Here is a 25,336-nt window from a genome sequence, read left to right on the forward strand (position 1 = left end):
GTTGATATTCGATGAAGAACGTCGTAGGAACATTCCATAAAATACAGAAGGCGTATTATCAATACTGCTATCAGGCGGTAGAACCAGACGGGATCAAAATGAGTGAGATGGCTTGTATATTGTCTCTCTACAACAGTGCGCCTAAAGATACTGCACGGGATATCATTGAGTACTCCTGCCTCTCTCCCGGCATGGTAAGCAGGAGCTTAGAGTCACTTCGTAAGTCTGGTTTGGTTGAAGGATATCGTGACCAAGAGGATAGCCGATATATCCATCTGCGTCTGCTGCCGAGAGCGGCCCCGATTTTGGACAAGCTCACACAGGCTCAAACCAAATTCATTACTTGTATTGCGGAAGGCATTTCAAAAGAGGATTTTGCGCAGGTCTGCCAAATTGCAGAGAAGATGGCTGAAAATCTGGATGCGAATCCGAAACTCAAAGAGCCCCTCACTTAAAAACAAGAGGAGTGCATGGAGAGTAACTCCTTGCACTCCTCTTATATGTATAAAACAAAACCAAAAGCAGATATCTTGGCATCTAAATATCGGGCGACAGAGGAGGTTTCACAATGCAAGTGTGGTTCAGCAAATTTATTAGAGGGCGTGTGTTCTCTGTCCTCTTTTGTATATTAGGTTTTGGGCTGACGATTTATCTGTCCAGCCGATTGGGCATACTGATTGAGGGATTTGCCGGCCTTGACCTCCAACTGGCAATTTTTTTGATACTGACAGTGTTTTGCACCTATATGCTCATCTATGTGAATATCCACAGAGAGAACAAGAAAACACAGAAGTTATTCAACCTATGTGGAATCATATTTTCTTTTTTTCCAAGCACAGTGATCTGTTTTTTCTTGTTCGACCTGATAAGATCCCTTTGCGGAGCCTACGATGGGCGGCTATACCTCATTCCACTGCTGTTGGCTGCTGTTGTGTCTGCCTATGGATTTGTCCATGCCAGAAAGATCTTTGTGAAAAAGTATTCGATACCCATTGCTGCCAGCAGCAAGCACCAAAGATCTGAGGTAAAGGCAGTACTGCTCAGCGATATCCATACCGGGAGCTATGTGGATCGGAAACAACTCCACAAAATAGTTGATGCAGTCAATCGGTTGCAGCCAGACCTTGTCATCATGGCCGGTGACACCTTTGATCAAGATGCCTTCGGGCATTGTGATATGGATGGTGTCAAAGCAGAACTACAGAGGCTCCAGCCAGAGGGAAACGTCTACGCTGTGCTGGGGAATCATGATCCGGATTCGAGCCATAAAGAGGTCAAGGAATATTTCGAGGAGGCTGGAATACATCTGCTGATTGATGAATGTGCAGAAACAGAGGACTTCTTGATCGTCGGTCGGGATGATATCTTGGGAAATCCTGCCCGCAAGGGCATTTCTGAACTGTTCGCCGGTGTGGATACGGAGAAGCCGAAGATCGTAATTGACCACAACCCTTTAGGCATCGAAGATGCCGTCAAAGCGGGGGCCGCTTTGATCCTTTGTGGGCATACCCATAAAGGACAGTTTTTCCCCGCCACACTGTTTACCAAGTGGGCATACGGCAGACGCGGATTCTATGGGCACTTTCAGAGACTGGAGAGACCCATAGCGTTGTTTCATCTGGGACCGGTTATTTTCAGCTGCCAGTCCGTTTGGGGACGAACAGCGAAGTCGTTGTTTTACATATTAAACTTCAAGCATGATGAAGGGGGCGGGATAGGGGGCGGCGCGGGTCACCTTTCATAGGTATCCACCGGGGCTTGAACATCTGTTCCCTGGGCCGGTCACAGCAGCGGCGCAGCGGCTTTTGCAATAAAGCCCAGCAGCCGGCGCTTGAGTGGCTCTGCTGGGAGCAGATCCAGCGTGACTTCCCTGCATTTACCCTGTGTCTTTTCAAAATCGTCTTGGATCTGGGGGATACAGTCCGTTCCCCACAGATAGGTCGCGCATTCAAAGTGATGATAGAGGCTGCGGTAGTCCAGATTAATGGTGCCGACAACAGCCTCCCGGTCGTCACAAACAAAGACCTTGGCATGTACGAAGCCGGGGGTGTATTCGTAGATCTTCACCCCGGATTCCAGCAGGGATCTGTAATGGGTCAGCGCAAGGGCAAAGGGGATGTACTTATCTGGAACACCAGGCAGGATGATCCGCACATCAACACCGCGCTCGGCGGCATACTTGAGCGCATTTTCCAGCTCACCGTCCAAAATCAGATATGGCGTCATGATATGGACATACTTCTGGGCCCGGTTCAGCATATCCATGTAGACCTGCTCGCCCACCTTGTCCTTGTCCAAGGGGCAGTCTCCGTAAGGCATGACAAAACCGTTTGCAGCCTGCTGCTTTGCCGGTACATTCAGAAATGTGTCAAAATCCGGTGCCTTTTCATCCAAGTACCACATGTGCAGGAACATCCTGGTGAAGCTGCGGGCTGCTTCGCCCTTTACCATCACGGCGGTGTCCTTCCAGTGACCGTACTTTTCATAGGCGTTGATGTATTCATCCGCCAGATTGATGCCGCCGTTGAAGGCGGTCTCCCCGTCGATCACCAGGATCTTCCGGTGATCGCGGTAGTTATAATGGGTGGAGACAAAGGGCTTGATGGGGGCAAACATTTTGCTTTGAATGCCAAGAGATCGAAGCCGCCTGGGGTAGTCATGGGGCAGGGTAGACAGCTCACAGGTGCCGTCGTAGAGCATACGGACCTCCACGCCCTCTTTGGCCTTCCGCGCCAGGATCTCCAGGATCTTGCCCCACATTTCCCCCTCATCCACGATGAAGTACTCCAGGAAGATGAACCGCTTTGCCTGCTCCAGCTGGATCAGCATCTCCCGGAACTTGTCCTCGCCTAGTGGGAAATAGGTGACGGCAGTATGGTCATAGACCGGATAGCATCCACTGCGCTGAACATAGCGGGCAAGCGCCGCGGCTCCGGGGTCGGACTGCCCCAGGGCCTGAGCTGTCTCCGGGGACTGGACAAGGGTTTCCGCAGTTTCCGTATTCAATTCCGCATAGCGCTTTTTCAGAGCCCGGTGGCCAATGTTTTTCTGGGTGTAAAGAAACAGCAGGGCGCCGAACACCGGCAGGAGCATGACCACCACCAGCCACGTGATCTTGGCGGTGGGGTCCATAGCGCTGTTGAGCAGATACAGTACCATAAAAAACGTGAAGATTACAACGCCGCCGTAAATGTGGGGCAGGAAGGCCTCGAACCAGTGAAAGATGCTGAACAGGAACAGCACCTGCATGGCCAGCAGGACGAGGATCAATCCAGAGCGGCTGAAGATCACCCGGAAAATCCCCCGCTTGCCCTTTTCCAAAAGGTGTATCCCTGCTTTTTTGGAATTCTCTTTCATAATAAGCCCTCTCTTTTGGAAATTACAAAAATTTCCGCAAACCTTATGCAACAGCAGTTCTTGACTTTTATTATATCATTGAAATCTCCTATTTGAAATGGAAGTCACCAAAAGTTAACAAATGCGCTTGCGGGGTGTACAAAATTTTATATTGGATAGGTGGGAAAAATACGCTTTAGTAAACGGGGACAAAGATAAGAAAACGATTTTGTTTCAGAAGTTTAAACATGTCTGTCGGTTCATTTTGGAGGCCGGTCATTCTGGGCTTTATTTCATAGGGGAAATTATTGAAACCTACATTGTATAGGTGTTTTTGAAGAAGGGGTGGCTCTTTGCTTTGTGTTACGAGCTATAATAAAGGAGCACCAATTTGGATAGGCAAGTGTACAGAATGAAGGCCAGTTCTGGATATTCTAACTTCGGCAGTCCAAAAGTGAAAAAGATACCGCCGGCTATCAGCAAGACAGCCAGCGGTATCTTTTATCAGATCTCTGTGCTGGCCTTCATGGCCTTGAAGCCGATCAGGACCGTCCAGACATAGGCGCAGGTCTTGGGGATCATCAGCATACCAATCATAGGGACGACGTCTGCCCAGAGGACCACGGGAATGTAGAAACCGAAACTGAGCACAATGGTCAGCCACATATTACGGAACGCGCGGTCCTTTGCTTGCCGGGCGCTCCTGTAGAACAAGACGATGATCAGCAGGCCCAAAAGCGCAAAGGGAATGTTCCGGTAAATGCCCCAGGAAAGCGGCGCATTGGCGCTCAGCCATGCATTCTGAGGGAAGAAGCAGAGGGCGATCCGCAGGGCAGACAGCAGATACACGGCGGCGGTAATGCCGTTTTGACCATTGACCTTGTACCGGACCCGCCACACATAGTAGAGGATGATGTAAAAGATCGTCATGGTAATGGAGGTGATGAATTTGCCTATGCCCAGGGGGACGATAAAGTTTTCCAGACCAGTGGTGCAGAGAGCCAGAGCCCGGGGGACCAGATGGAAGGCGTCGCCGGCGCCAAGGACGACGGCCATGATGCCGAACAGCCAGTACTCTTTGTTTCCCCTGCTCTTTACGATCATGGTGACGCCAATGGCGATCACGGAAGTCAGATAGACTGCATCAAACAGTGTTTCAACAATAGCTTGCATGAAGAGGCCTCGCTTTCCTACTTGATATGAACTTTGTTCATTTTGCTGGATAAAGAATTCCCGCATGAACGGGAATTCTTTAACGGTAAAGGATCCGTTCCACCATCCTGACAATGCCGGCACAGTCATAGTCGTGCCGCAGCAAAGAGGAGATGATCAGAGAGAAGATGATCTCAACAAATTTTTGAGGAGTAAAGACGTCGTCAAAAACCGCCGGATCTACATTTTTATCCCGCATCAGGACCATGTGGAAGCCCTCCTGAATGTGTTTCCACGATTTTGCCATCAGCTCCTGCCCACTGGACTTATCTTCACCGACAAAGCTCATGGAGTGCATGGAGAAGAAACCGGGATATATTTCATTCCCACGCCGCATACGTTCATAGGCCCATTCAATGCAGTCTGGAAACCGTTTGAAGGAGGTCTGGCCATCAGGGATGTGGAAGATATCGCACCAGACGCGTTCCACCGTTGCGGCGATCAGGTCAGATTTGCTGTCAAAATAATTATAGACGGAGCCGACGGAGATATTGCAGGCCTGCGCCACGCTGCGGATGTTGACGGCCGCCCAGCCGTTCTCCTGGATCAGCTTACGGCTGGTCTCCAAGATGGCCTCTTTGGAAGTGATGACCGTGTTCACGTTTTCACGCCCCATTCTGAACGATGTTCACTATAGCATCCCACCCTTGATTTGTCAAGACTTTTTTGTGTCAGGTCTCTACCCTGTCAATGGTCGAAATGGACGGCAAAAGCAGCCGTTGACGGGGGCCGCAGGCTGTGCTTTGTCTGTTATCAAGGTGGGACAGCCGCAGGCTGGCTGTCCCACCGCTGAGATATTAGTTTGATTTTTTATCAGCCCGATAAGCTGGGATTACAGGTCCATTAACATTTGCGCAAAATGTTCAATATGTTCAGAGAGATCCTGTTCTCCATAGTAATCGGCAAACAGGACGGTATCTCCGCGACGCAGCACGAGGATGCCGCCGGGCAGAAAAACACGCGGTTCCCCGGTTATCTCATTGACATGAGTTCGCCCTTCGCGTTTGGCGTACAAGCATTCATCGAGAACATCAAACTGCTGATAGTCACCGGAGTTGTTAAATTTCTGCCTGCTCCATTCCTCTGCCCGCATTTCGGCGAGTATATCCAATGGGTAACGAGTGATGATGACCTCCAGATGAGGTACGTCATTTGGGCTGTCATCCTCGTTGAATGCACCATACTGATGAAAATACCAAGATTCCGGGTCGAGTAGCGTTCCACCATGAGAGATATAGTCCATGCTGTAAAACACATCCCGGGAGAGCGGCAGATCTTCTCCCTCAATGTCCGTCAGAGTGATGAAGCCGGAACCTGCTAGATCATAGGGGCGGTAATCTGTTCCCGCAAACAACTGTATGGTATTGATAAAGACCGGAAGCAAAAACGCGAATCCTATCGCCAACAACCAGCCGACTCTTTCGTGTCTCTTTGGAACTGTCCCGCTTTTAATCGCCTTTCGGTAGCACAGTAAATGGAAAAGCCCCAACAAGTACGATAAGTCAATCAGCAACAACCCAAACGCTGTCAGTAGGAACGGGAGCACAGGTCGGTTGGAAAAGGTCTCAACGGGATAATATCTGAGCCATGTCCAATCAATTTCCCATGGGGAGCCGTTTTGATAAAGGCTGAGCAAAAGCACATTTCCGAAGGCAAGCAGTACACCTCCAATCACTTTCTCTTTGAAAAAGCGCTTTAACGCATAATCCTGTGTTTCCGAGTCTGTATGTGCCTGCGCCGTCAAGTCGTCAGAGGCAAAGACATAGAAACTTCCGCGGAAGATCCCCCAGTAGTGCCAGCCTGCATCTTCGTAAAGCGCATTTAGCTCTGGATCATCATTTACTGCTCCGCGAATCGGCTCTAAATGGATTTGTACCGTTTGTTGCGCTGTCTTTTCAAAAATGGTGAGGGGACCAGTGGTCATGGAAAAGCGCAGTCCTTTCCCAGCCATAACAGCGAACCAGTTTTCTAACCCTGGAATATCAAAACCGCCAACTGGTGTTATACGGATCACAGTCTTGCTCATAAAAATTCCTCCTCTCCATCAAGGACACAGGCTTTTAGGCGTGCCAGCTCGTCCTTAAATACTGCTCTGCCTCTCTCAGTCAGCCGATAGCTGCGTTTGCGGCCATCGGTTTGTGTTTCTTCGATCAGGTGCTCATCTTGAAATTTGCCTAACAATGTATAAAGCGTACCGGGACCAAGACGCACCCGTCCATTGGTCTTCTGTTCTACAAATTCTGTGATCTCAATACCACACATTTCACGGTGCAGGAAAGACATCAGCACATAGAACATTGACTCTGTCAGTACCCCTCTATCTTTCATATCGATCATGGCACCTCTTTCTGCAATATCGTCTCACGATATTGCCTTTTCCTATTCTAACATCGCGGCGCGATATTGTCAAGCAGCTCCTCTTGTATATGTGGATATGGAGTTGTGAAATTTAATGTCTTTAAGATTTAGCAGAACAAAAGAAAAAGCCGACACCTACAAAACTGTAAGTGTCGGCTTTGGTTCACCCTGTTATGCGCTTTTATTTTTGCGTTTGTGGAGTAAGCTTGGCATAAGGGCTGCACTCCTGTGTTGCAAAAGTTCAGCGTTTTCAAGAGGTCGAGGCATGTCTTAGTACATGCCGCCCTTCAAAACCGCAACTTTTTGAAGCAAAACGCATATAACGCAAAATGTAGATTTTCGTAGAGTTATCAAGGCTTTGAACCGCTTTTTGCAGCTTCCTTGATTTTGATGAAATTCACACATTTCTACGCAAATCTACGCCACTTGACAGGGAATTGGCGTAAGTTGTGGCGTAAGCCAGCCAACTTCGTACAATGAAAATTACAGGCTGCTGGCGATCTGTTCAAAGGCTCTCTCGACAGAATCAAAGCTGCTGTGGGTGTAGACATCCAGCGTCACGCTGGCGTTGGAATGTCCCATCAGATATTGCAGGCTTTTCACATCAAGCCCCGCCTGTTGGACGTTGGTGCAGAACGTATGCCGCAGCACATGGGGCGTGATTCGAGGAACAGGCTTGCCGTATACCTGTTCAAATCGCGCTTGCAGCCCTCGCATATAGTTCTCCAAGTGCATCGCAACCTTCGGCATCCCCGACTTGTCCAGAAAGAGGAATCCGCTGTGACCGTCTACCAGCAATTCCACCTTCGGAGACGTTCTTCCCTTCACCACCCTCATCAGCGCCATGTAAACCGCGTCCGTCATGGGGACGTTTCGGATGCCGCTTTTGGTTTTGGGCGGTGTGACAAAATAGGGCTTCTCTGCCGTCCGGCATAACTGCCGCCGAACGTGAATACAGCGTCGGTCGAAGTCAATATCTGCCCGTGTCAGACCGTACAGCTCGCTCACGCGCAAGCCGGTTCCCAGCAGAATCACAATGTCATCATAGTAATTCCCGCCGCAGTCCTGCACGAATTGCAGATACTTCTCTTGCTGTTCCTTGGTCAGCGCGTCGCGTACATAGGCGTCCTTTGGTATTACATCGGACAGCTTGAACTTGAACGGATTCTTGCGGATGATGTCATCATCCACCGCCATTTCAAACGCCGGTCTGACAACACTTTGCAGTACCCCGATGGTGTTTTGCTTGATGCCGCTGTCGTGCAGGAACACAAACCAGCCCTTTGCGTCCGATAGCTTTACGGTCTTGATCGGTTTCTGCCCAAACGGGTCAGCATGAATCCGCTTGACCGCAGAACCATAAGACCGCAGGGAGTTTTGCTTCAAGCCCCGTTTCAGGTTCATATAGCGGTCAACCAGTTCAGCCACGGTCATATCACCCGCTGCATAGTCGATGCCGTCCGCCATGTCGCGCCGCAGCTCGTCCTCTTTCTTCCGCAGCTCTGTCAGGGATTTGGCGTAAATACAACGCCGTTTCTTGTGTATATCGGTATAACGATAGTCATAGGTGCCGTTTGCTCTCTGGCTCTCGCCGTCCTTCAAAACACGCCCCTTGCTATCTTTGCGCTTTTCAGACAATTCAGAAACTCCTTTCCGTGAAAAGCGCGATTATAGGGATTGATACAAGTATATCATACCGAATATGCGATTTCCACTGATCTTGAACGGAAACAGACAACTTTTTCAAAGTATCGCTGTATCATGGTTTTCACATCACTTTTTCAAATAGAATACGCCTGCTCGATGAACTGATCGAACAGGCGGCGTTTAATCAAGCGCTTGTTGCCCACCCAGAGGACGAATTTGCACCGGTCCTCGTTGGTGATCTCGCGCAGTTTGTTGATACCAATGCCGGAGTAAGCCGCAGCCTCCTCCAAGCTCAGATTGCTCTTTTCCCAAATCGGGATTTCCTTCATAGGCAGTTTGTCCTCCACACAAAAATAGCCAGACAGGGCAAGGCGGCAACGAAGTCCGGCAACGGACTTCCAAAAACCTCGAAACATCCCCGATCTGACGGTTGATTTACGATTTTCCTTTTCTTCGATTTTTCTGTTGTTTTGGTTGTCAAAGATAGAAAAGGCCTGACAAAACAGGGATTCTCCCGGCAACCAGCCCGGCAACGGGGCAACAACAGGTTTTGCAACCAGCCGTGCTTTTCAGAACGGCATCTCGATCTGCTCTGTGATCTCCACAAAGCTGTCCGGGATTTCTTCGGCTTGGTTGCCGCTGCCCGTTGCAGTCTTTTCACGTTCCCAGCCCCTTTGCCTGCCGTACCCGGCAAAGCTGCGGGGATTGGAGAAATACGTCCAGCCAGTCACGCACTGGTTCATAATCTCATTGATCTCTCGGATCTCCCATTGCTTCGGCTCATCAAAGGCGTGGTTCAGCGCCTCCTTGTAAAGCTGCTTGGAACAGACGGTATCGCCCGCATAGCTGTCCAGAAACGCCTGAATCATGCCTGCCTTGGTGTCCTCCGGCATGAAGTCCTTCTGATGCTCCTTGAGGTAGCGCACCATTTCCGGGCTGAATGTCAGCTTCCAGCCGCCTGCCCGGTAGATGGTCATAGCTTCTGCCCACACCTGCTGCAAGTAGGCTCTGGATGCGGCTTCATCCTCCAAAATGTGAACCTCTGCCTGTTCCGGGCAGACCTGCACCGGCAAAAAGCGCCGGTTGCCGGAGCGGTCGAGGGGCAGAAAGTCCATTGCGTTGGATGTGCCGCCGAACACGCATTGCCGCAGCCGGTCTGCTGGATGGGTTTCATACGGGATTTTATAGACCTCCTTCTGGCGGCTCAGAAACGACTTGATTTCCTCAATACTCTTGGCATTGGCGGTGGCAATCATCTCGGACATTTCGATGATCCAGTGACCTTGCAGCTTGCGGTACACGTTTTCATCGTCCAGCTTTCGCAGATCATCAGAAAACCACTCGTCCTTGCCTGCCAGCAGCCGGAAGAAGGTGGACTTCCCCGCACCCTGACCGCCCACCAGACAGAGCATGACTTCAAATTTGCAGCCGGGATGAAATGCCCGATGAATCGCGCCAAGCAGGAACAGCCGCAGCGCCTGAAAAGTGTACTCGTCTGCTTCCGCGCCGAGAAAGTGGTGCAGACAGTAGCGGATACGTTCTGTTCCGTCCCATGCAAGACTGTTCAGATAGTCCCGGACAGGGTGATAGCTGTTCTGATGGGCGGCAAGATCGGCGGCATCTATGATTTTCTTCTCACTTGTCAGGTCGTAATTCTCTTCCAGATACAGCCGGATGTACTTCATATCCGTGTCGGTCATGGAGATGCCGGGGCTTCGGTCGTAGCCGATGGGCTTCACAATGTCGGTGCGGTCGGTCAGCAGATTGTAGGCGATCGCGCCGGAGAGCAGCGGATCGTGCTGAAATACCGTCAGGCAATTCTTGATACTGTTGCGGACGCCACCTTTTTCCGTGGTGTCCAGCATGGCTTTGACTTCTTCAACGCTCATCGGCTGTGCCATGCTGCCTGCCTGCATTTTGAGCTGCTGCTTCATCTGCGGCGGCAAGCTCTGCCATTCGCTGCTCAATTTTTCTCACTTCCTCTCCATATTCGATCACAACGGATGCCCGCGCCTGTATATCCCCGCACAGCAACTCGTCCAGCAGATATTCAACCAGCGAAAGTTTCTGTAATGCTTCCACAAAGCATGGATCATAACCGTCCTCCGGCATTTGCGGGGCATAGTCCTCCTTCCAGCGGCATAACAGCCGGTAATAGTCCAACAGCACACGGAAGCAGTATCGTTCCATGTGCTGATAATTCTGTTCGTCGGTATTTTGTTGTCACGGCTTGCTCATTTTGCCCGTGCCATCCTCATACGGAATAGCAAAATCCTGTGCCAGCAGAATTGCGGCTTCCTTGCTGCCGATTCCGCGAAGCCGGGAAACGAAGTCAATCACATCCCCGGTGGCACCGCAGCCGAAGCAGTAATACCGGCGATCCAGCTTCATGCTGGGTGTGCTGTCATCGTGGAACGGGCAGCGGCACATTCCGTTTCGCTCCACCCGGATGCCGTACCGCTCCGCAGCCTGCCGGGTGGTCACAGACTGCTTGACGGCTTCAAAGATACTCAATAGGCAACGCCCTCCTTAGTGTTCGATTTCCTGCTTTTTCTGCCGCAGCTCGATGTTCTGGCGCTCCTGTTCATGCTGCACCTCGTAGATGTTGTAGTGAATCGCCCAGAGCTTTTTCGCGTCGGCATGGAGCGGCGAAAGCTCCGTCTGAATGTCTTTGTATTCCTGCTCCAACTGCTCGCGCTCCCTACGCCATGCGGTGATGGGCAGCTTGCCATCCTTGAAATACGACTTTAATTTGCGCTCTGCCATGTAGAACGTCCGCAGTTCATCGTCGTGTTCGGATTTGTATTTCTGCCGGGATTTCTCAAATCGGATGTTTTTCAGCTTGTCGGCAACATGCTTCCCGGTTTTGTAGTAATCCACCATCCGCAGCAGTTCACCCACTTCTTTGATACTGGCTTGCTTTGACGATGCCGACTTTTTCAGCGTGTCGATTTTGTCCTGCATGGCGTGAAGTGAGTTATCCAGATCGTCCACGGTGTAAAGATTCTTGGATTGCAGAAAGCTGAACGCCTCGGCGTAACGCTGCAAGTTGGCGTTCTTCGCCTTGTTGCTGTACGCGCCTTTGTTACGATTGGCGCAATGCAGCGCCAGCAGATCGTTGAGCATGGGCGGCTGTGGCTTGGCGAGCTCGGCTTTTACGTCCCTGAGCCAGCCAATCAGCGCGGCGATCTTTTCCTTTGCCTCCCGCATCAGCGCGTTGGTTTTCCGAATGAGGCGGTTGAGATCGCCCTTGTTGGTACGGATGCCCTTTGCCTCCATCGCCCGGACGGTGGGACCTTCATGCTGCGCGGGGATCTGCTCCACGCCCTGACGGGCAAAGCTGCGGTGGTCAATGCGACAGTCCAAGCCTTTTTCAGCAAACTTGGCATTGCACATCTCAGCCCATGCCTGCCGCCACGCTTCCAGCGTTTCGGGTTTGCCCCAGTCCGTCGTGGGAACGGCGTTGAACACATAGTTGCCTGCCTCGTCCAGAACGCGCTCGCCGTGCTCATCCAGCACATATTCCCGCCGCTGTTTGTTTCCCCATTTGCCGTTCGGTTCCATAGGGCGAATTGGACACATGACATGAAAATGCGGATTGGAAATGCCGCCGTCCTCCTTGTCCGGCTGATGCACGGCGAAGTCCGCCACCATGCCCCGGTTCACGAAATTGTCCAATAAGAATTGCCTTGCAAGGTCGATGTTCTCCTGCATGGAAAACTCGTTCTGCAAGGCAATGTCAAAGCTATATGCAAGCTGTGCTTTCTTGCCGCGCTCGGCTTTCTCCACGGCGTTCCAGAGCGTTTCGCGGTCTGCGTACTCTGGCGGGGCGTGGGACGGCAGCAGGATTTCAGAACAGATCACGCCGCCCTTGCGGGTGTAGTCGCTGTCCTCGCCGTAATACTCACTGTGCAGCTTTTCCCCAGCACGGTAGGCGGCAGCAGCCACGGCAGATTGCCCCGCGCTGCGTTTGATCTGCGTCACATGAAAATGAAACAGTGCGATGCTCAATCACCTCCCGCATGGCGGCCGACAGCTTCCATGAGAAGCTTTTGCGCATCTGGTAGGGCAAAGACCTGTTCTGCAAAAGCGTAAAATGCAGTCTTGCTCAAACCCCTCGTCTGCGGTGCGACGCTCTCGATGGCAGCACCACGGGTGATAAGCCGGTGCGCCCGCTTGCGCCGTTCTCCCTTTTCATAGTAGGCGGCGCGGTTCTCAAGGCGCTGGATTTTGTGCTCCTCCTGTGCAAGCTGGCGTTCAACTTTCTCTTTCTCGGCTTGCAGTTTCTCAATTTCTTTTTCGTGCATGATTTTGACCTCCTGACTGATAAATGATGGGGTGGATAGATACAAAAAGACCGCCTACGTTTTCAGTAGACGGTCTTGATAATGATATGGATTTTCAGGCTTTGCGGCGGAAATGGTCTGCGCCAGCAGATTGTTTCCGCTGCAAAGTGCGCTGGGATAGGCGCGCAAGCGTCGCAAGGGGTGCAGCCCCTTGTTCGGAACAAAGTGACGCAAAACAGCCCGGACATTTGACTGTCCGGGCTGTCTGCCTCGCAGAGCGCACATACTCCCATCAGGAGAGTATAGAAGTGCGCCCTTTGTTCCAAAGGGATATTTCTTCCTATCCCGGAATAGTGACGTTCAATGCGTTCTCATATATTCCGATACAAACATATCCCATTTCTTGTCAATAAATGCAAAAAAGTCAAATGGGGTATCACCGGAAATCTTATGAACCAAATCTGCAAAACCGGTTCTATCAAAGAGCATATACTTTGTTTGCCCTTTGTATATTTGGTCAATAAGTTCTTCGGAGTAGAAATCTCTGTACTTATAGATATTCCCCATTGTTTCGGAGTACGGAATAGGAGAATAACAGGCATTCGCACATATTCCCCGCAAATCCTCTTCCAACTCTTTTCTGGTCGGTTTACAAGCTTTGATTGTTGAAATTTGCTCTCGAATTTCAGGACCTTTTAATGCTTCATATAGAGTCCTGAGCGATTTTTTGTATTCTCGAAGTTTCTCTGCATCTGTCAGTTGTTTCTTAGCTGTTCTTTTCTTTTTTACTTTCTTAGCATCAGGTCTCTTAAACTCAGGTGCAACATTTTTGCCCTGCTCAATGGCTTTCTCACAATCTATCCACATATCGGCAAGTACAGACTGATTAGCCCTCAGCAACTCAGCGCCTTTCTCAGTAAGCGCGTACACAGGATTGGGAAAAAGCTGTCGCACCCTATGTTCATCTGCTTCTTCCACTAGCCGCTGGATAAGAACGTCCTTTGCCCCGCTCGTTTTCATAGAAAGATCGGACAACATTGTTTTAAGCTGTTCCCCTGTGAGGGTCGAAAGCGCTTTCCCCAAAACGGCTTCTTCCAAATATCCATCTGCAACCACAGATTGCAGATAGGCAGGAACATCTTGAATACCGTATTGCTCCGTCCATTTCTGTGACCACGGCTGTTCTGCGGTGCGGGGCGACTTTGCATACTCTGCAATAAATACAGCTTCTACATCGTCTTTAGCAGTAGGATGGTTAAACTCTCTTCCATTGACATAAGTAGTGGTCGTTAGTTTACCAGAGTTAAGAAAGTCATCAACAGCCTTTTTATATTCGGCTTCTGCTTTTTGAATTTCCCTTTCCCGCTGTCGTTCTTGATCCTCTTTTATGGCGGAGGCAACAGATACGCCAATTCCAAATAACGATGTGGCAAGTCCCGTAAGTTCCCCGAGTGGAGATGTTCGCCTGTTTTTCCTTGCAATATCTGTGATGTCGGTCGCTGCTTTCTTCGCATCGGCAGAATTGGAAAACCGGACTTTTTCAACATTGCTGCCATAGTATATTTCCACCGTATCCTTTGAGAAAAATGAACTTGCACTAAGTTCGACATTCTTTATATCCCTAAGTGGAATAGTTTTCTTTGATGATGAAAAGAATCCGGAAGATTTGATGATAACATTCTTCTCATCAATTTCAATAGTTGCTGTCCGTCCCTTATATTGCTTCGTCATATTTGCATCAACCTCCCCTCCGTTGTAGTACAGTTCTAATTGTTATTCATGCCGTACTTTATTGTTTGAAAAACCCGTTTCCAATACGACTCACGTTGAATAATATCCTCACGCTTTGTACGCATATCAAAGATCTCCAAAATGGAGTATGAAAAATTTTCTACGATGTAGTCCGCTCCATTGTTTTTCAGTTCTTCAAAAGCCTTATTGCCGCCTGTGAGATTCGTTACATCGGCATAAGATGACCAACGCTGCCAGATGCCAGCAATATCCCCCGTCGCCGATCCGATATAGAGCTGTCCTGTTGAACGGTCTGTAATACAGTAAACGCCTTTCACGCTGGAAAGAGCATTTTTCCACTCAGGAGCGTCCAGCTTGATAATGGTCTGCAAATCTTTATGGCTCAAAAGTACTTTGCTGTATCCGGGGAATGCGCCAAGTTTCGTAGCCGGAGCAAGTTCGTATACTTCGGGGTCAAAATCTCTTTGAACAGACTGATATGGCTTGTTATAAATATCTCTGCCGATTGGCTTCTTTAGCCTAATAATCAACCGTTTGCGATAGTCTGCGTAATCAGGGAGAAGTGTAAGCTTATACCCCACAGCATCAAATACTTCTGGGAGAATTTTTTCAACCTGGTACATTCCACCAAAAATATAATATTGGGGACCGTAAGGATAATACTGAGCAAAAGCCAGAAGATAATCCGCGTGATTTAAGTTGTTATTTGCCTGTTTGCGCTTATGCGCGTTCATTGCAACCCATTCAGGAGCATCATCCAACAGATAGTCCCATGCACGCAAAGCAGTATTCCCTGCATTCATGTTAAATTTGACTTTCGTCTTATCCGGAAAATCGACTGGCATAAAGTCTGAGAATTTGATCATACGGTTTTCACCTCATTTTCAATTTTATCATATTGCACAGAACTTTTCCAGCCTCGAAATAAAAGACTTGTTATTTGTGTTGCAAATCAGACTAAGATTTTCATTTTCTCTTCTCCCACACGATGTCATACCCCAGCGCGTCCGCCAACTCTACCGCCTCGCCATAGCGGAGCGAACCGCGCTTGAGTTTGCCGGAGAGATTGGGAACGCTGCGGCTCCAGCCGTATTCATCGGAGAGGTAGTCCACCACCTCGGTCATGGTCATGCCGGTGCGGACGATGTAGGACTTGATCTCGTTGCGATAGGTTTCGGATTTTCTCATATTCAAATGTTCCTCCTGTTTTTTCGATACGCTCTATGGTAAAATGGGTTTGTCAAATCGTGACACCCGTTCGCCATAGGGCGCTGATTTTTAATGCACGACTTTTCGCTGGAAATGCCGCCGATGATACGTTGGTCACAGGCAACACCTTCCGCTTTTGCCGTTTGATGTGTCTTTGTGTGAAATGGCGAAATGTCAAACCAGACAGCAAACATCGTTCGCTGCCGGATAGCGCTCTGTTCCGTGCAGATAACCGCACAGAGCAGAAAACTATTTCGCCGTTTTCACTTGCTTTGATTTTTACTTTCGATTTTGCCGCTCTTTCCGAACGTCGTTCCTGCCCGGAGGATCGCTCCCGGCGTTTCGTTCTCCTTGGTGCGCTGGATGCGGCACTTCGCCAGAGAACATATCCCGTTCGGACGGTCATGCAATTTTCAAGGTTCAGGTGCGATTGCAAGACCATTTTAGCGAAAAATATAGCCCTCTCCCGTATATCCAAGAGGTCGGAAAACGCGCCGAAAAATGCAAATTTCCACGCTTATGGACAAGACCGGAAAAGGGCAGAAATTTGAAGGGAGGACACCGCTATGCAGCCAAAGCTCACCATTCAGGAACGGCTTAAAGATCTGCGTGTAGAGCGCAGTCTGACGCTGGAACAGCTATCTGCGGAAACAGGCATCTCAAAATCTGCGCTGGGAAAATACGAAGCCGACGATTTCAAGGACATCAGCCCGTTCAGCATGGTGGAGCTGGCAAAGTTCTACAGCGTGTCCACCGATTACCTGCTGGGGCTGACAGAACAAAAAAATCACCCAAACACAGAGCTGGACGCTCTGCATTTGGGTGATGATGCAATCGAAGTATTGAGAACGGGCAAGTTCAATCACCAACTGCTGTCGGAGCTGATCTGCCACAAGGATTTCCAGCGTTTCATGCTGGACGCCGAGATTTACGTTGACCGGATCGCGGATATGCGGGTCAATGACATGAACGCCGTTTTGGAAGCCGTCCGGCAGATGGCACTGATGAAAAACGGCGGCGAGGAAAATGATCTGCACCTGCGGACACTGGAAGTCGCGCAGATCAGAGAGGACGAGTATTTCGGAAGCCTGATTGCGGATGATCTGAAAGGTATTCTCCGTGACATTCGGAATGAGCATCGTCCCGACACCATGACTGCGGGTGAAAGCTCCCTCGCAGCAACCGTACAGGGGCAGTTGCAGGATGCGATGAATTTTGAGGGCAGTTCCGAGGAAAAGCAAGTCCGTTCATTCCTCGCTACCTTTGGTATTGATTATGACAAGCTCTCCAAAGAGCAGTTCGTCTCGCTGATTGAAATACTCAAGCTGTCCAAGTACTTGAAAAGCCCAATCAACCAGCGAGGGAAAGCAAAACCACAGTTGCAGCACGGGAAAGGCAAAAAGAAACGCAAATAAGGAAAAAATCGGCACCTGCTTTTAAGGCAGGTGCCGATTTCTGTTACCCTATAATGCGCTTGAATTTTTGGCGTAAGTGGCGTAAGTTTGGCGTAAATCCGCTTTTGCACACTCAAAAAATCAAGCAATTTCAAGGCTTTGCGGTGTCTCTTAGTACATGCCGCCCATGTCGGGAGCGGCGGGGGCTGCAGGTGCGGGAGGCTGAGGCTTATCGGCCACCAGGGATTCGGTGGTCAGGAGAGTAGAGGCAATAGAGGCGGCGTTCTCCAGAGCGGAGCGGGTCACCTTGGTGGGGTCAACAATGCCAGTGGGGATCATGTCGCAGTAGACCTCGTTGTAGGCGTCGAAACCGTAGCCCACCTTGCCGGACTCGCGGATCTTCTCCAGCACCACAGAGCCATCAATGCCGGCGTTGGCAGCGATCTGCTTCACGGGGGCGGTCAGTGCGCGGGCCACGATCTGCAGACCGGTCTTTTCGTCGCCCTCAGTCTCAGCGTAAAGCTTCTCCACGGCGGGGATGGCGTTCAGATAGGCGGTGCCGCCGCCGGCCACGATGCCTTCCTCCACAGCAGCGCGGGTAGCGTTCAGGGCGTCCTCGATGCGCAGCTTCTTCTCCTTCATCTCCACCTCGGTGGCAGCGCCCACCTTGATAACGGCTACGCCGCCAGCCAGCTTGGCCAGACGCTCCTGGAGCTTCTCCTTGTCGTAGTCGGAGGTGGTGACTTCGATCTGGCTCTTGATCTGGCCGATGCGGGCCTTGATCTCTTCGGAACTGCCGGCGCCGTTGACGATGGTGGTGTTCTCCTTGGTGACCTTCACCTGGCGGGCCTGACCCAACTGATCCAGAGTGGCCTCCTTCAGCTCCAGGCCCACGTCGGAGGAGATCACAGTGCCGCCGGTGAGGATGGCGATATCCTGGAGCATCTCCTTGCGGCGGTCGCCGAAGCCGGGGGCCTTGACGCACACCACGTTCAGGGTGCCGCGCAGGCGGTTGACGATCAGGGTGGACAGGGCGTCGCCCTCCACATCCTCAGCGATGATCAGCAGCTTCTTGCCGGACTGGACCACCTGCTCCAGAACGGGCAGCAACTCCTGGATATTGGAGATCTTCTTGTCGGTGATGAGGATGAGGGCGTCGTCCAGGTTGGCCTCCATCTTCTCAGTGTCGGTGACCATGTAGGGGGTGACATAGCCGCGGTCGAACTGCATGCCCTCCACTACCTCGGAGTAGGTCTCGGCGGTTTTGGACTCCTCGATGGTGATGACGCCGTCGTGGCCCACCTTCTCCATGGCCTCGGCAATCAACTGGCCGATGGCCTCGTCGCCGGAGGAGACAGCGCCCACGCGGGCGATGTCAGCGGAGCCGTTGACCTTCTGGCTGTTGACCTTCATGGCCTCGATGGCGGCGGCAGTGGCCTTGGCGATGCCCTTCTTCATGACCATGGGGTTGGCGCCGGCGGCCAGGTTCTTCAGGCCCTCCTTCACGATAGCCTGGGCCAGCAGGGTAGCAGTGGTGGTGCCGTCACCGGCCACGTCATTGGTCTTGGTGGAGACCTCCTTCACCAGCTGGGCGCCCATGTTCTCAAAGGGGTCCTCCAGCTCGATCTCCTTGGCGATGGTCACGCCGTCGTTGGTGATGAGGGGGGCGCCGAACTTCTTGTCCAGCACCACGTTGCGGCCTTTGGGGCCCAGAGTGATCTTGACGGTGTCAGCCAGCTGGTCCACGCCCTTTTCCAGAGCCTTGCGGGCTTCCTCGCCGTAGCAAATGATTTTAGCCATAACACATTACCTCCAATTTAGAGAAGACTTAGTTTGAATCAGAAATTAGGAGTTAGAACTTAGGAATTGCGGCGGTCCGGCTTTACCGTAGCCATTGGGATCGACTGCCGCCTCAGGCAATTCATCGATCCGACGTTTCTCATTCCTAGTTGCCGTCGCTGAATTTCACTCTACAATGGCCAGGATATCGTTCTGACGGACGATGGTCACCTCTTCGCCGTCGATCTTTACCTGGGTGCCGGAATACTTGCTGGTGATGACCTTGTCTCCCACCTTCACGGTCATAGTGACCTCCTTGCCGTCCACCATGCCGCCGGGGCCCACAGCCAGGACCTCGGCCACCTCGGGCTTCTCCTTGGCGGCGCCGGTGAGGATGATGCCGCCCTTGGTGGTCTCCTCGGCCTCCACCATCTTCAGAATGACGCGGTCAGCTAAGGGCTTGAGTTTCATAACAGGTTCCTCCTTATATGATATTGGTATTAAACGAGTTGGGGAGAGTGCGCCGACACTGTGACCGACAGGACTCTCGGAATGTTAGCACTCAATAAAACTGAGTGCCAACCACGAGTATGATAATAAACGTTTTAAAACAAAAAATCAACCCCCAATTTCAAAAAATTGCGGGCAATTTCGTAAAAGTTTACCGTCCGTTCACAAAGTGGAGAAAAGAGTGCTAAAATTCGGGGGAATAATCGGCACCCGCAGGGAAGAAAAAGTTGATTTTCAAGGGGGAGAGGCGGACGGTGAAGCGGGTCCCGCGCATGACCTCGCCGTCCACCACCACGGTGATCTCCCGGGGGGAGGAAAAGGAGAGGGACTGGCCGTGCCAGTCGGTGATAAGTTGGGGGTACTGCCGGTAGAGCCCCTGGGCGTACTTGCCCACCAGGCGGAAGAAAGTGAGGCGGCTGATCTCCCCCACGGCCAGGACATCCAGCACACCGTCGTCCGGCATGGCGTCCGGCACGGGCATGAAGCCGCCGCCGTAGTGCCTGCCGTTGCAGATGCACAGGATGGCGGTCTGCCGCTCCTGCCAGTCCAGGCCTTCGGCACGGATGGTCAGGGGACGGCAGAGGCCCCGGAAGATGACCTGCTCCGTCAGGGATAGAAGATAGGCGCCGATACCGGAGACAAAGCGCAGGTCCTTATATCGGTGCACCCCCGCGGCGATGCGGGCGTCCACGCCGGCACACACCACGTCCAGGCCCAGCTTGCCGTTGCAGTCCATCAGGTCAAAGGCACGCTGGGGGCCGGCGGCCAGGGCCTCCAGGTCGTAGAACAGCTCCCGGAAGCGGGGGCCGAACAGCTTGAGAAAGTCGTTGCCCGTCCCCTTGGGCACGCAGGTGACCGCGGCGTTGTCAAAGCCCGCCGCCCCGTTGACCACCTCGTTGAGGGTGCCGTCCCCGCCGCAGGCGTAGATGCGCACCGGCCCCCCCGTCCGGACCGCCGTCGCCGCCAGCCGTTGGGCGTCCCCGGCCTCCCGGGTATAGGCCACCTCGTGGGGAAAGGACAGCCGGGACAGCAGGGTCTCCAGCCGGGCGGTGCTCTCCGGCCTGCCCGCCGCCGGGTTGATGATGAACAGGTGCCTCATAAATACCTCCGATGGGTCAGGGCAGCTCCCCATAGCCCCAGATCAGCGTCCTCTCCACATAGCCCGCCCAGTGGAACTCCTCCAGCACGCACCGCTCCGGGAGCGTGGAGGACAGCCCCAGCTCCGTCAGCAGAGAGCGGTCCTTTTGGAGGGTCCAAAGCCCGTCCGCCGGGTCAGTGCGCAGCCAGAAGGTCTCAAACCGCTCCCGGTCATAGATGAGGACGATCTCCGCCTGGCCCAGGTCTCCCCCAGGCATAAAGAGGAATATTTTGCAGAAGGGCAGGTCCGCCGGCTTGGCGGCGATGAGGGCCTCCGTCTTGCGCAGCAGGGCGGAAAACAGGGCCTTCCGGCCCTTTCCACGGGGGTGGAAAAACCGGTGAGAGTACAGGTCCAGCTCCAGAAATTCTTCCCGACCATCCGCCTCGTCCGGGCGCCAGTCGGGCTGGTAGTCCTCTACCACCCGGATCAGCTTCCTGAGCATCCGCCGATAGCCCCGGAATTTTTTGACACGATATGCCATGATGCACCTCCTATTTGACGCCGTAGAGGAACAGGTCACATTTCAGCATTCCGTTATATAACTTCCGCTTCCTGTCCGCCGTCTTCCCAAAGGTGCGCTCAAACTCCGTATGGGAGGAGAGCAGATACAGCTTCCAGGTCTCCGGGAACTTGGTCCATGCCTTTCCGAAGGCGCGGTACAGCTCCTCTGCCTCCCGGCGCTCCATAATGCGCTCGCCGTAGGGAGGATTGGTGACGATCCGGCCGTACATCCCGCCCCAGTGGAAGGTGCGGGCGTCCGCCGCTTCAAACCTTACAATGTCGTCCACCTCGGCCAGCTGGGCGTTGTGCCGGGCCAGCTCCACGGCGGCAGGGTCGATATCGCCGCCCCAGATCTCATAGTCCCCGTGGAACTCCCGGTCCTGGGCCTCATCGGCGGCATCCATCCAGGCCTGAGCGGGGAGCCAGCTCCACTTCTGGGCGGAGAAGGAGCGGTTCAGGCCCGGAGCCCGGTTTTTGGCGATGAGGGCGGCCTCGATGGGGATGGTGCCCGAACCGCAGAAGGGGTCGCACAGCGGGTCCCGGCCCCGGTAGCGGGAGAGGAGCACCATGGCGGCGGCCAGGGTCTCCCGAAGGGGGGCGTCCACCCCGTGGGCCCGGTAGCCCCGCTTGTAAAGCCCTGGTCCCGAGGTGTCCAGCATCAGGACGGCGGTGTCTTTCATGATGGAGAACTGGATCTGGAAGAGCGCTCCGGTCTCAGGGAGGGTATTCAGGCCGTAGGCATCCCCCAGACGGGCGGCGGCCGCCTTTTTCACAATGGATTGGCAGGCAGGCACGGAATGGAGGGCGGAATTAAGGCAGTGCCCCTTGACAGGGAACCGGCCCTCCCGGGGGATGAACTGCTCCCAGGCGAGGGCACGGGTCCCCTCAAACAGGGCGTCGAAATCTCCGGCAGGGAAGGTGCCCAGCACCAGCAGCACCCGCTCCCCGGTGCGCAGATTTAGATCCATCCGCGGGATGTCGCCGGGCCGGCCGGAGCAGAGGACGCGGCCATTTTCCGCCCGCACCTGGTCCAGCCCCAGGCGGCGCAGCTCATCCGCAGCCAGGGCCTCCAGGCCGAAGAGGGTGGGGATCGCAAAGTTCAGAGTTTCCATGGCAGTTCTCCTTATTCCTGGGGGGCGGGCGCCCCGAGATCAGTGTAGATGCCCGAGATGCCCTGGCGGACCAGGGCGGCCTGATCCGCCGGGTCATTGACCGTGTGGACGAAGAGGGGGACCTGGGCCTCCAGGAGCGCCTCCACATAGCCTGGGGTGTCCGCCAGCTCCACCGGGAAGGTGATCCCCTCCAGGGGGTGTTCAGCAGCAAAGCGGACCAGGGCGGCGGTGTCCTGCTTTTCGGACCAGGACATCTGATACACGGTGAGGATGATGTGCTCAAAGCCCAGATCTGCCACCTGGTCATATTCTTCCGGGTGGTAGATCTGAATGATGAAGCGGCTGCGCAGATCCGGACAGCGCTGGGCGATCAGGGCGGCGCCCGCCGCGCAGTCCTCCTTGATGTCGGTGACGATGGAGACGCCGGGGTGTTCCCTCAGCCAGGCGATCAGATGATCCAGGGTCAGGGAAGTGAAGCCGTAGGTGCTGTCCCGGACGGCCTCGAACTGGGCCAGGGTGGGGGAGTCCGTGTCCAGGATGCGGCCATAGAAAGCGTTCCAGTCGTGGACGCAGACCAGCTCCCCGTCGCAGGTCCAGGAGAAGTCCAGCTCCAGCAGCCGGAAGCCGTTTTCGTAGGAATGTTCCAGCGCCTCCAGACTGTTGCTGCCCGTCACTCCCTCCGGGGTGACGCCGCCGGCGTGGAGGATCATCAGGGGGGTGTGGAGCTGCTGCGCCTGAGCGGTGATGGCAGGAAGGGAGACGGCCAGGCCCGGCGGAGCAGAGAGGGGAGCTCCGGCGGACAGGGAGGCAGTGAGCATGAGGGAGAGGATAAGTTCTGAAACGATGGGCATGGGCGGGATTCTCCTTTAAGCGTCGAGAGAGATTGGTAAAAAACAGTATATCGGATTTTTCGCCATTAGGCAAATACTTTATAGAGCGGAAAGGCGGCGCTCCCCCGATCCTGAAATTATTTACAGAAAAAAGAGAGAAAACCATAGCAATTTTTTGTAAGATATGATATCCTGTCATCCAAGGAAAGAAGTTTTCTTTCCAGCCCCCCGGGATGGGAACAGAAAGGAGTGTGCTATGATACCCATACCGTTTACTGTGCTCTGGCTGATCGCCCTGATCGTGTTCGCGGTGGGGGAGGCTATCACTGTGGGCCTGACCTCCGTTTGGTTCGCGGTGGGTGCTCTGGGTGCGCTGATCGCGGCAGGCTTTGGCGCGGCGCTGTGGCTCCAGGTGGTGGTCTTTCTGGCTCTGTCCGGGGTGACCCTGCTGCTGGTCCGCCCCTTGGCAAAGAAGTTCCTGACGCCCCGCTACCAGGCCACCAACGCGGACCGGGTCATCGGCGCCACAGCACTGGTCACAGAGGAGATCGACAACCTGAAGGGGAGCGGCCTGGTGAATATCTCGGGACAGGTCTGGACCGCTCGCTCCGCCCATGACGTTGTCATACAGCCTGGGCGGGAGGTCAAGGTGCTCCGCATCGAGGGAGTCAAGGTTTTTGTAGAGCTGTTATAAGGAGGAGAGATCATGGATAGTTTTCTTTCGTTTTTAGTGCCCATTATCCTGGTGGTGCTGGTGTTGCTGGTGCTGGCCGCCAACGTCCGGGTGGTCCCGCAGTCCCGCGCATTCGTCATTGAACGCCTGGGCGCCTTTCAGGGCGTGTGGGGCGTGGGCCTGCACTTCAAGATCCCGTTCATTGAGCGGGTTGCAAAGAATGTTTCCCTGAAGGAGCAGGTGGTGGATTTTCCCCCCCAGCCCGTCATCACCAAGGACAATGTTACCATGCAGATCGATACGGTGATCTATTTCCAGATCACCGACCCTAAGCTGTACACCTATGGGGTGGAGAATCCCATGTCCGCCATTGAGAACCTCACTGCCACCACCCTGCGCAACATCATCGGTGACTTGGAGCTGGACCAGTCCCTCACCAGCCGAGACCACATCAACGGTCAGATGCGGGCCATTCTGGACGAGGCCACCGACAACTGGGGCATCAAGGTCAACCGGGTGGAGCTGAAGAACATCATGCCGCCCAGAGACATTCAGGAGTCCATGGAGAAGCAGATGCGGGCCGAGCGCGAGCGCCGTGAGTCCATCCTCCAGGCCGAGGGACAGAAGCAGTCCCAGATCCTGGTGGCTGAGGGCGAGAAGCAGTCCGCCATCCTGCGGGCTGACGCGGCCAAGCAGGCCGCCATCCTTCAGGCTGAGGGCGCCAAGCAGGCTAAGATCCTGGAAGCCGAGGCCCAGGCCCAGGCCATCATGAAGGTGCAGCAGGCCACCGCTGACGCCATTAAGCTCATCAACGAGGCCAACCCCGGCGACGGCGTGCTGAAGATCAAGGCCCTGGAGGCGTTCACCGCCGCCGCCAACGGCAAGGCCACCAAGATCATCGTACCCAGCGAGATCCATGTTTATTGCAAAGATTTCCACTCTGTCTGGATCAGCTCCGCCAGCTCCCCACTGGTCCCGCTCTCTCCGGCCAGGCGGTCCAAAATCGCTCCAAACGCCTCGGTCCCGCCGTACCAGGACACATCAGCGGAAGCCAAGTGTGTGCACAACAGCTCCCGCTCCTCCCGGCTGTCGATCAAGGCTAGGTAGGACAGCACGGTATCCGGGGCCTCCAGGAACCGGTGGTACAGCTGGTCAAAGCCGTTCTCCCCGTAGACCCCGTCCGCCCCCAGGCAGTAGGCCGTCAGCTGGTCCAGGGGCATGCCGCTCAGATCCTCCAGCTCCTGATAGGTGATGCCGTAGGCGGAGGGATCGGTGGTCACGGTGCTCCATCCCGGGTGCATCTCATCGGCATCCAGGCTCTCCCCGGCCGTTTCCGCGCCGCATCCAGCCAGAAGGGCCAGGCAGAGCGCCGCCGTCAGCGTCCTGGCCGTCCTTTTATTTCGCTCCACAGCCGCTCCTCCTCATATCTTCTCCATGTGGGCGGCAGCGGATTTGAGCATCAGCCGCTTGGTGCCCACGTTGTCAAAGGCGATCTCCACCAGGGCGTCGCCCCCCATCTTCTGCACGGACAGGATCATCCCCTACCGGCGGAGTGTACTCATGGGCGCTGGCATCCGCATTGAAGACGGCCTCCCGGAC

Annotated in this window: 25 protein-coding genes and 1 pseudogene; 6 read left to right on the top strand and 20 right to left on the bottom strand. The window is 53.7% G+C overall.

What is annotated here, in order from left to right:
* Positions 1 to 11 precede the first annotated feature (11 nt).
* Together NE584_RS10665 and NE584_RS10670 are read left to right on the top strand one after the other, a co-directional pair.
* Entirely contained in the window at positions 12 to 455 is a 444-nt protein-coding gene (locus tag NE584_RS10665) for a MarR family winged helix-turn-helix transcriptional regulator (RefSeq protein ID WP_050622617.1), read from the top strand.
* A gap of 113 nt (positions 456 to 568) precedes the next feature.
* Complete coding sequence (locus NE584_RS10670) at positions 569 to 1,744, top strand: metallophosphoesterase (RefSeq protein ID WP_256182761.1); 1,176 nt, start codon at positions 569 to 571, stop codon at positions 1,742 to 1,744.
* A 38-nt stretch (positions 1,745 to 1,782) separates the two neighbouring features.
* Here the strand turns inward: NE584_RS10670 and cls are convergent, their stop codons facing one another.
* From cls to NE584_RS10740, 14 genes and pseudogenes are all read right to left on the bottom strand, one after another.
* The gene (cls, locus tag NE584_RS10675; protein ID WP_256182762.1) at positions 1,783 to 3,357 is read right to left on the bottom strand and encodes a cardiolipin synthase; all 1,575 of its coding nucleotides are present in this window, start codon (positions 3,355 to 3,357) and stop codon (positions 1,783 to 1,785) included.
* 483 nt (positions 3,358 to 3,840) lie between these two features.
* A complete protein-coding gene (locus NE584_RS10680; RefSeq protein ID WP_050622615.1) occupies positions 3,841 to 4,509 on the bottom strand; it encodes a hypothetical protein in 669 nt (222 codons plus the stop codon).
* A gap of 79 nt (positions 4,510 to 4,588) precedes the next feature.
* Entirely contained in the window at positions 4,589 to 5,149 is a 561-nt protein-coding gene (locus NE584_RS10685; RefSeq protein WP_108979649.1) for a TetR/AcrR family transcriptional regulator, read from the bottom strand.
* A gap of 231 nt (positions 5,150 to 5,380) precedes the next feature.
* Positions 5,381 to 6,574 carry a DUF2812 domain-containing protein gene (locus NE584_RS10690; RefSeq protein ID WP_050622614.1) on the bottom strand — a complete coding sequence of 398 codons (1,194 nt, stop codon included), beginning with the start codon at positions 6,572 to 6,574 and terminating at the stop codon, positions 5,381 to 5,383.
* Positions 6,571 to 6,885, bottom strand: coding sequence for a PadR family transcriptional regulator (locus NE584_RS10695; RefSeq protein WP_242850257.1), 315 nt, complete (start codon positions 6,883 to 6,885; stop codon positions 6,571 to 6,573). Before NE584_RS10695 ends, NE584_RS10690 begins: the two co-directional genes overlap by 4 nt.
* 504 nt (positions 6,886 to 7,389) lie before the next feature.
* Positions 7,390 to 8,544 (bottom strand): site-specific integrase, encoded by a 1,155-nt coding sequence (locus NE584_RS10700; RefSeq protein WP_256182763.1) that lies wholly within the window; start codon positions 8,542 to 8,544, stop codon positions 7,390 to 7,392.
* Positions 8,545 to 8,687: 143 nt separating this feature from the next.
* Positions 8,688 to 8,882, bottom strand: a complete 195-nt coding sequence (locus NE584_RS10705) for an excisionase (protein WP_035301233.1) — start codon at positions 8,880 to 8,882, stop codon at positions 8,688 to 8,690.
* 240 nt (positions 8,883 to 9,122) lie between these two features.
* The gene (locus NE584_RS10710; RefSeq protein WP_368670721.1) at positions 9,123 to 10,454 is read right to left on the bottom strand and encodes a VapE domain-containing protein; all 1,332 of its coding nucleotides are present in this window, start codon (positions 10,452 to 10,454) and stop codon (positions 9,123 to 9,125) included.
* Positions 10,432 to 11,067, bottom strand: a pseudogene (locus NE584_RS10715) (CHC2 zinc finger domain-containing protein). The gene NE584_RS10710 and the pseudogene NE584_RS10715 overlap by 23 nt, the downstream one beginning before the upstream one ends.
* 15 nt (positions 11,068 to 11,082) lie before the next feature.
* Complete coding sequence (gene mobQ / locus NE584_RS10720) at positions 11,083 to 12,558, bottom strand: MobQ family relaxase (protein WP_256182776.1); 1,476 nt, start codon at positions 12,556 to 12,558, stop codon at positions 11,083 to 11,085.
* Between the two features lie 2 nt (positions 12,559 to 12,560).
* Positions 12,561 to 12,860, bottom strand: a complete 300-nt coding sequence (locus NE584_RS10725; protein WP_256182764.1) for a DUF3847 domain-containing protein — start codon at positions 12,858 to 12,860, stop codon at positions 12,561 to 12,563.
* 339 nt (positions 12,861 to 13,199) lie between these two features.
* Positions 13,200 to 14,570 carry an SAP domain-containing protein gene (locus NE584_RS10730; RefSeq protein WP_256182765.1) on the bottom strand — a complete coding sequence of 457 codons (1,371 nt, stop codon included), beginning with the start codon at positions 14,568 to 14,570 and terminating at the stop codon, positions 13,200 to 13,202.
* 35 nt (positions 14,571 to 14,605) lie between these two features.
* Entirely contained in the window at positions 14,606 to 15,457 is an 852-nt protein-coding gene (locus NE584_RS10735; protein WP_256182766.1) for a GIY-YIG nuclease family protein, read from the bottom strand.
* 100 nt (positions 15,458 to 15,557) lie between these two features.
* Positions 15,558 to 15,779 (bottom strand): LLM class flavin-dependent oxidoreductase, encoded by a 222-nt coding sequence (locus NE584_RS10740; RefSeq protein ID WP_216494597.1) that lies wholly within the window; start codon positions 15,777 to 15,779, stop codon positions 15,558 to 15,560.
* Positions 15,780 to 15,814: 35 nt separating this feature from the next.
* Here NE584_RS10740 and NE584_RS10745 point away from each other — a divergent pair, with 35 nt between their 5' ends.
* On the top strand, positions 15,815 to 16,351 hold the full coding sequence (locus NE584_RS10745; protein WP_256182767.1) for a hypothetical protein: 537 nt from the start codon (positions 15,815 to 15,817) through the stop codon (positions 16,349 to 16,351).
* A 15-nt stretch (positions 16,352 to 16,366) separates the two neighbouring features.
* Entirely contained in the window at positions 16,367 to 17,215 is an 849-nt protein-coding gene (locus NE584_RS10750; protein WP_256182768.1) for a helix-turn-helix domain-containing protein, read from the top strand.
* Positions 17,216 to 17,365: 150 nt separating this feature from the next.
* Here NE584_RS10750 and groL read toward each other — a convergent pair whose 3' ends face one another.
* The 6 genes from groL to NE584_RS10780 all read right to left on the bottom strand — a co-directional run bounded on the left by groL (position 17,366) and on the right by NE584_RS10780 (position 23,085).
* Positions 17,366 to 18,994 carry a chaperonin GroEL gene (groL, locus tag NE584_RS10755; protein WP_050622602.1) on the bottom strand — a complete coding sequence of 543 codons (1,629 nt, stop codon included), beginning with the start codon at positions 18,992 to 18,994 and terminating at the stop codon, positions 17,366 to 17,368.
* A gap of 165 nt (positions 18,995 to 19,159) precedes the next feature.
* Complete coding sequence (groES, locus tag NE584_RS10760; protein WP_050622601.1) at positions 19,160 to 19,444, bottom strand: co-chaperone GroES; 285 nt, start codon at positions 19,442 to 19,444, stop codon at positions 19,160 to 19,162.
* Positions 19,445 to 19,667: 223 nt separating this feature from the next.
* Positions 19,668 to 20,582 carry a YegS/Rv2252/BmrU family lipid kinase gene (locus NE584_RS10765; protein ID WP_256182769.1) on the bottom strand — a complete coding sequence of 305 codons (915 nt, stop codon included), beginning with the start codon at positions 20,580 to 20,582 and terminating at the stop codon, positions 19,668 to 19,670.
* 16 nt (positions 20,583 to 20,598) lie between these two features.
* On the bottom strand, positions 20,599 to 21,102 hold the full coding sequence (locus NE584_RS10770; RefSeq protein ID WP_256182770.1) for a DUF3916 domain-containing protein: 504 nt from the start codon (positions 21,100 to 21,102) through the stop codon (positions 20,599 to 20,601).
* Positions 21,103 to 21,112: 10 nt separating this feature from the next.
* Complete coding sequence (locus tag NE584_RS10775) at positions 21,113 to 22,234, bottom strand: class I SAM-dependent RNA methyltransferase (RefSeq protein ID WP_108979645.1); 1,122 nt, start codon at positions 22,232 to 22,234, stop codon at positions 21,113 to 21,115.
* An 11-nt stretch (positions 22,235 to 22,245) separates the two neighbouring features.
* On the bottom strand, positions 22,246 to 23,085 hold the full coding sequence (locus tag NE584_RS10780) for a glycerophosphodiester phosphodiesterase family protein (protein ID WP_256182771.1): 840 nt from the start codon (positions 23,083 to 23,085) through the stop codon (positions 22,246 to 22,248).
* Positions 23,086 to 23,320: 235 nt separating this feature from the next.
* Between NE584_RS10780 and NE584_RS10785 the strand changes: the two genes are divergently transcribed.
* Together NE584_RS10785 and NE584_RS10790 are read left to right on the top strand one after the other, a co-directional pair.
* A complete protein-coding gene (locus tag NE584_RS10785; protein ID WP_077138665.1) occupies positions 23,321 to 23,758 on the top strand; it encodes an NfeD family protein in 438 nt (145 codons plus the stop codon).
* 12 nt (positions 23,759 to 23,770) lie between these two features.
* Positions 23,771 to 24,844, top strand: a complete 1,074-nt coding sequence (locus tag NE584_RS10790) for an SPFH domain-containing protein (protein WP_256182772.1) — start codon at positions 23,771 to 23,773, stop codon at positions 24,842 to 24,844.
* Positions 24,845 to 25,336 lie beyond the last annotated feature (492 nt).

The organism is Clostridium sp. DFI.5.61, assembly GCF_024462915.1.
In the GTDB taxonomy this organism is placed as follows: Bacteria; Bacillota; Clostridia; order Oscillospirales; family Oscillospiraceae; genus Lawsonibacter; species Lawsonibacter asaccharolyticus.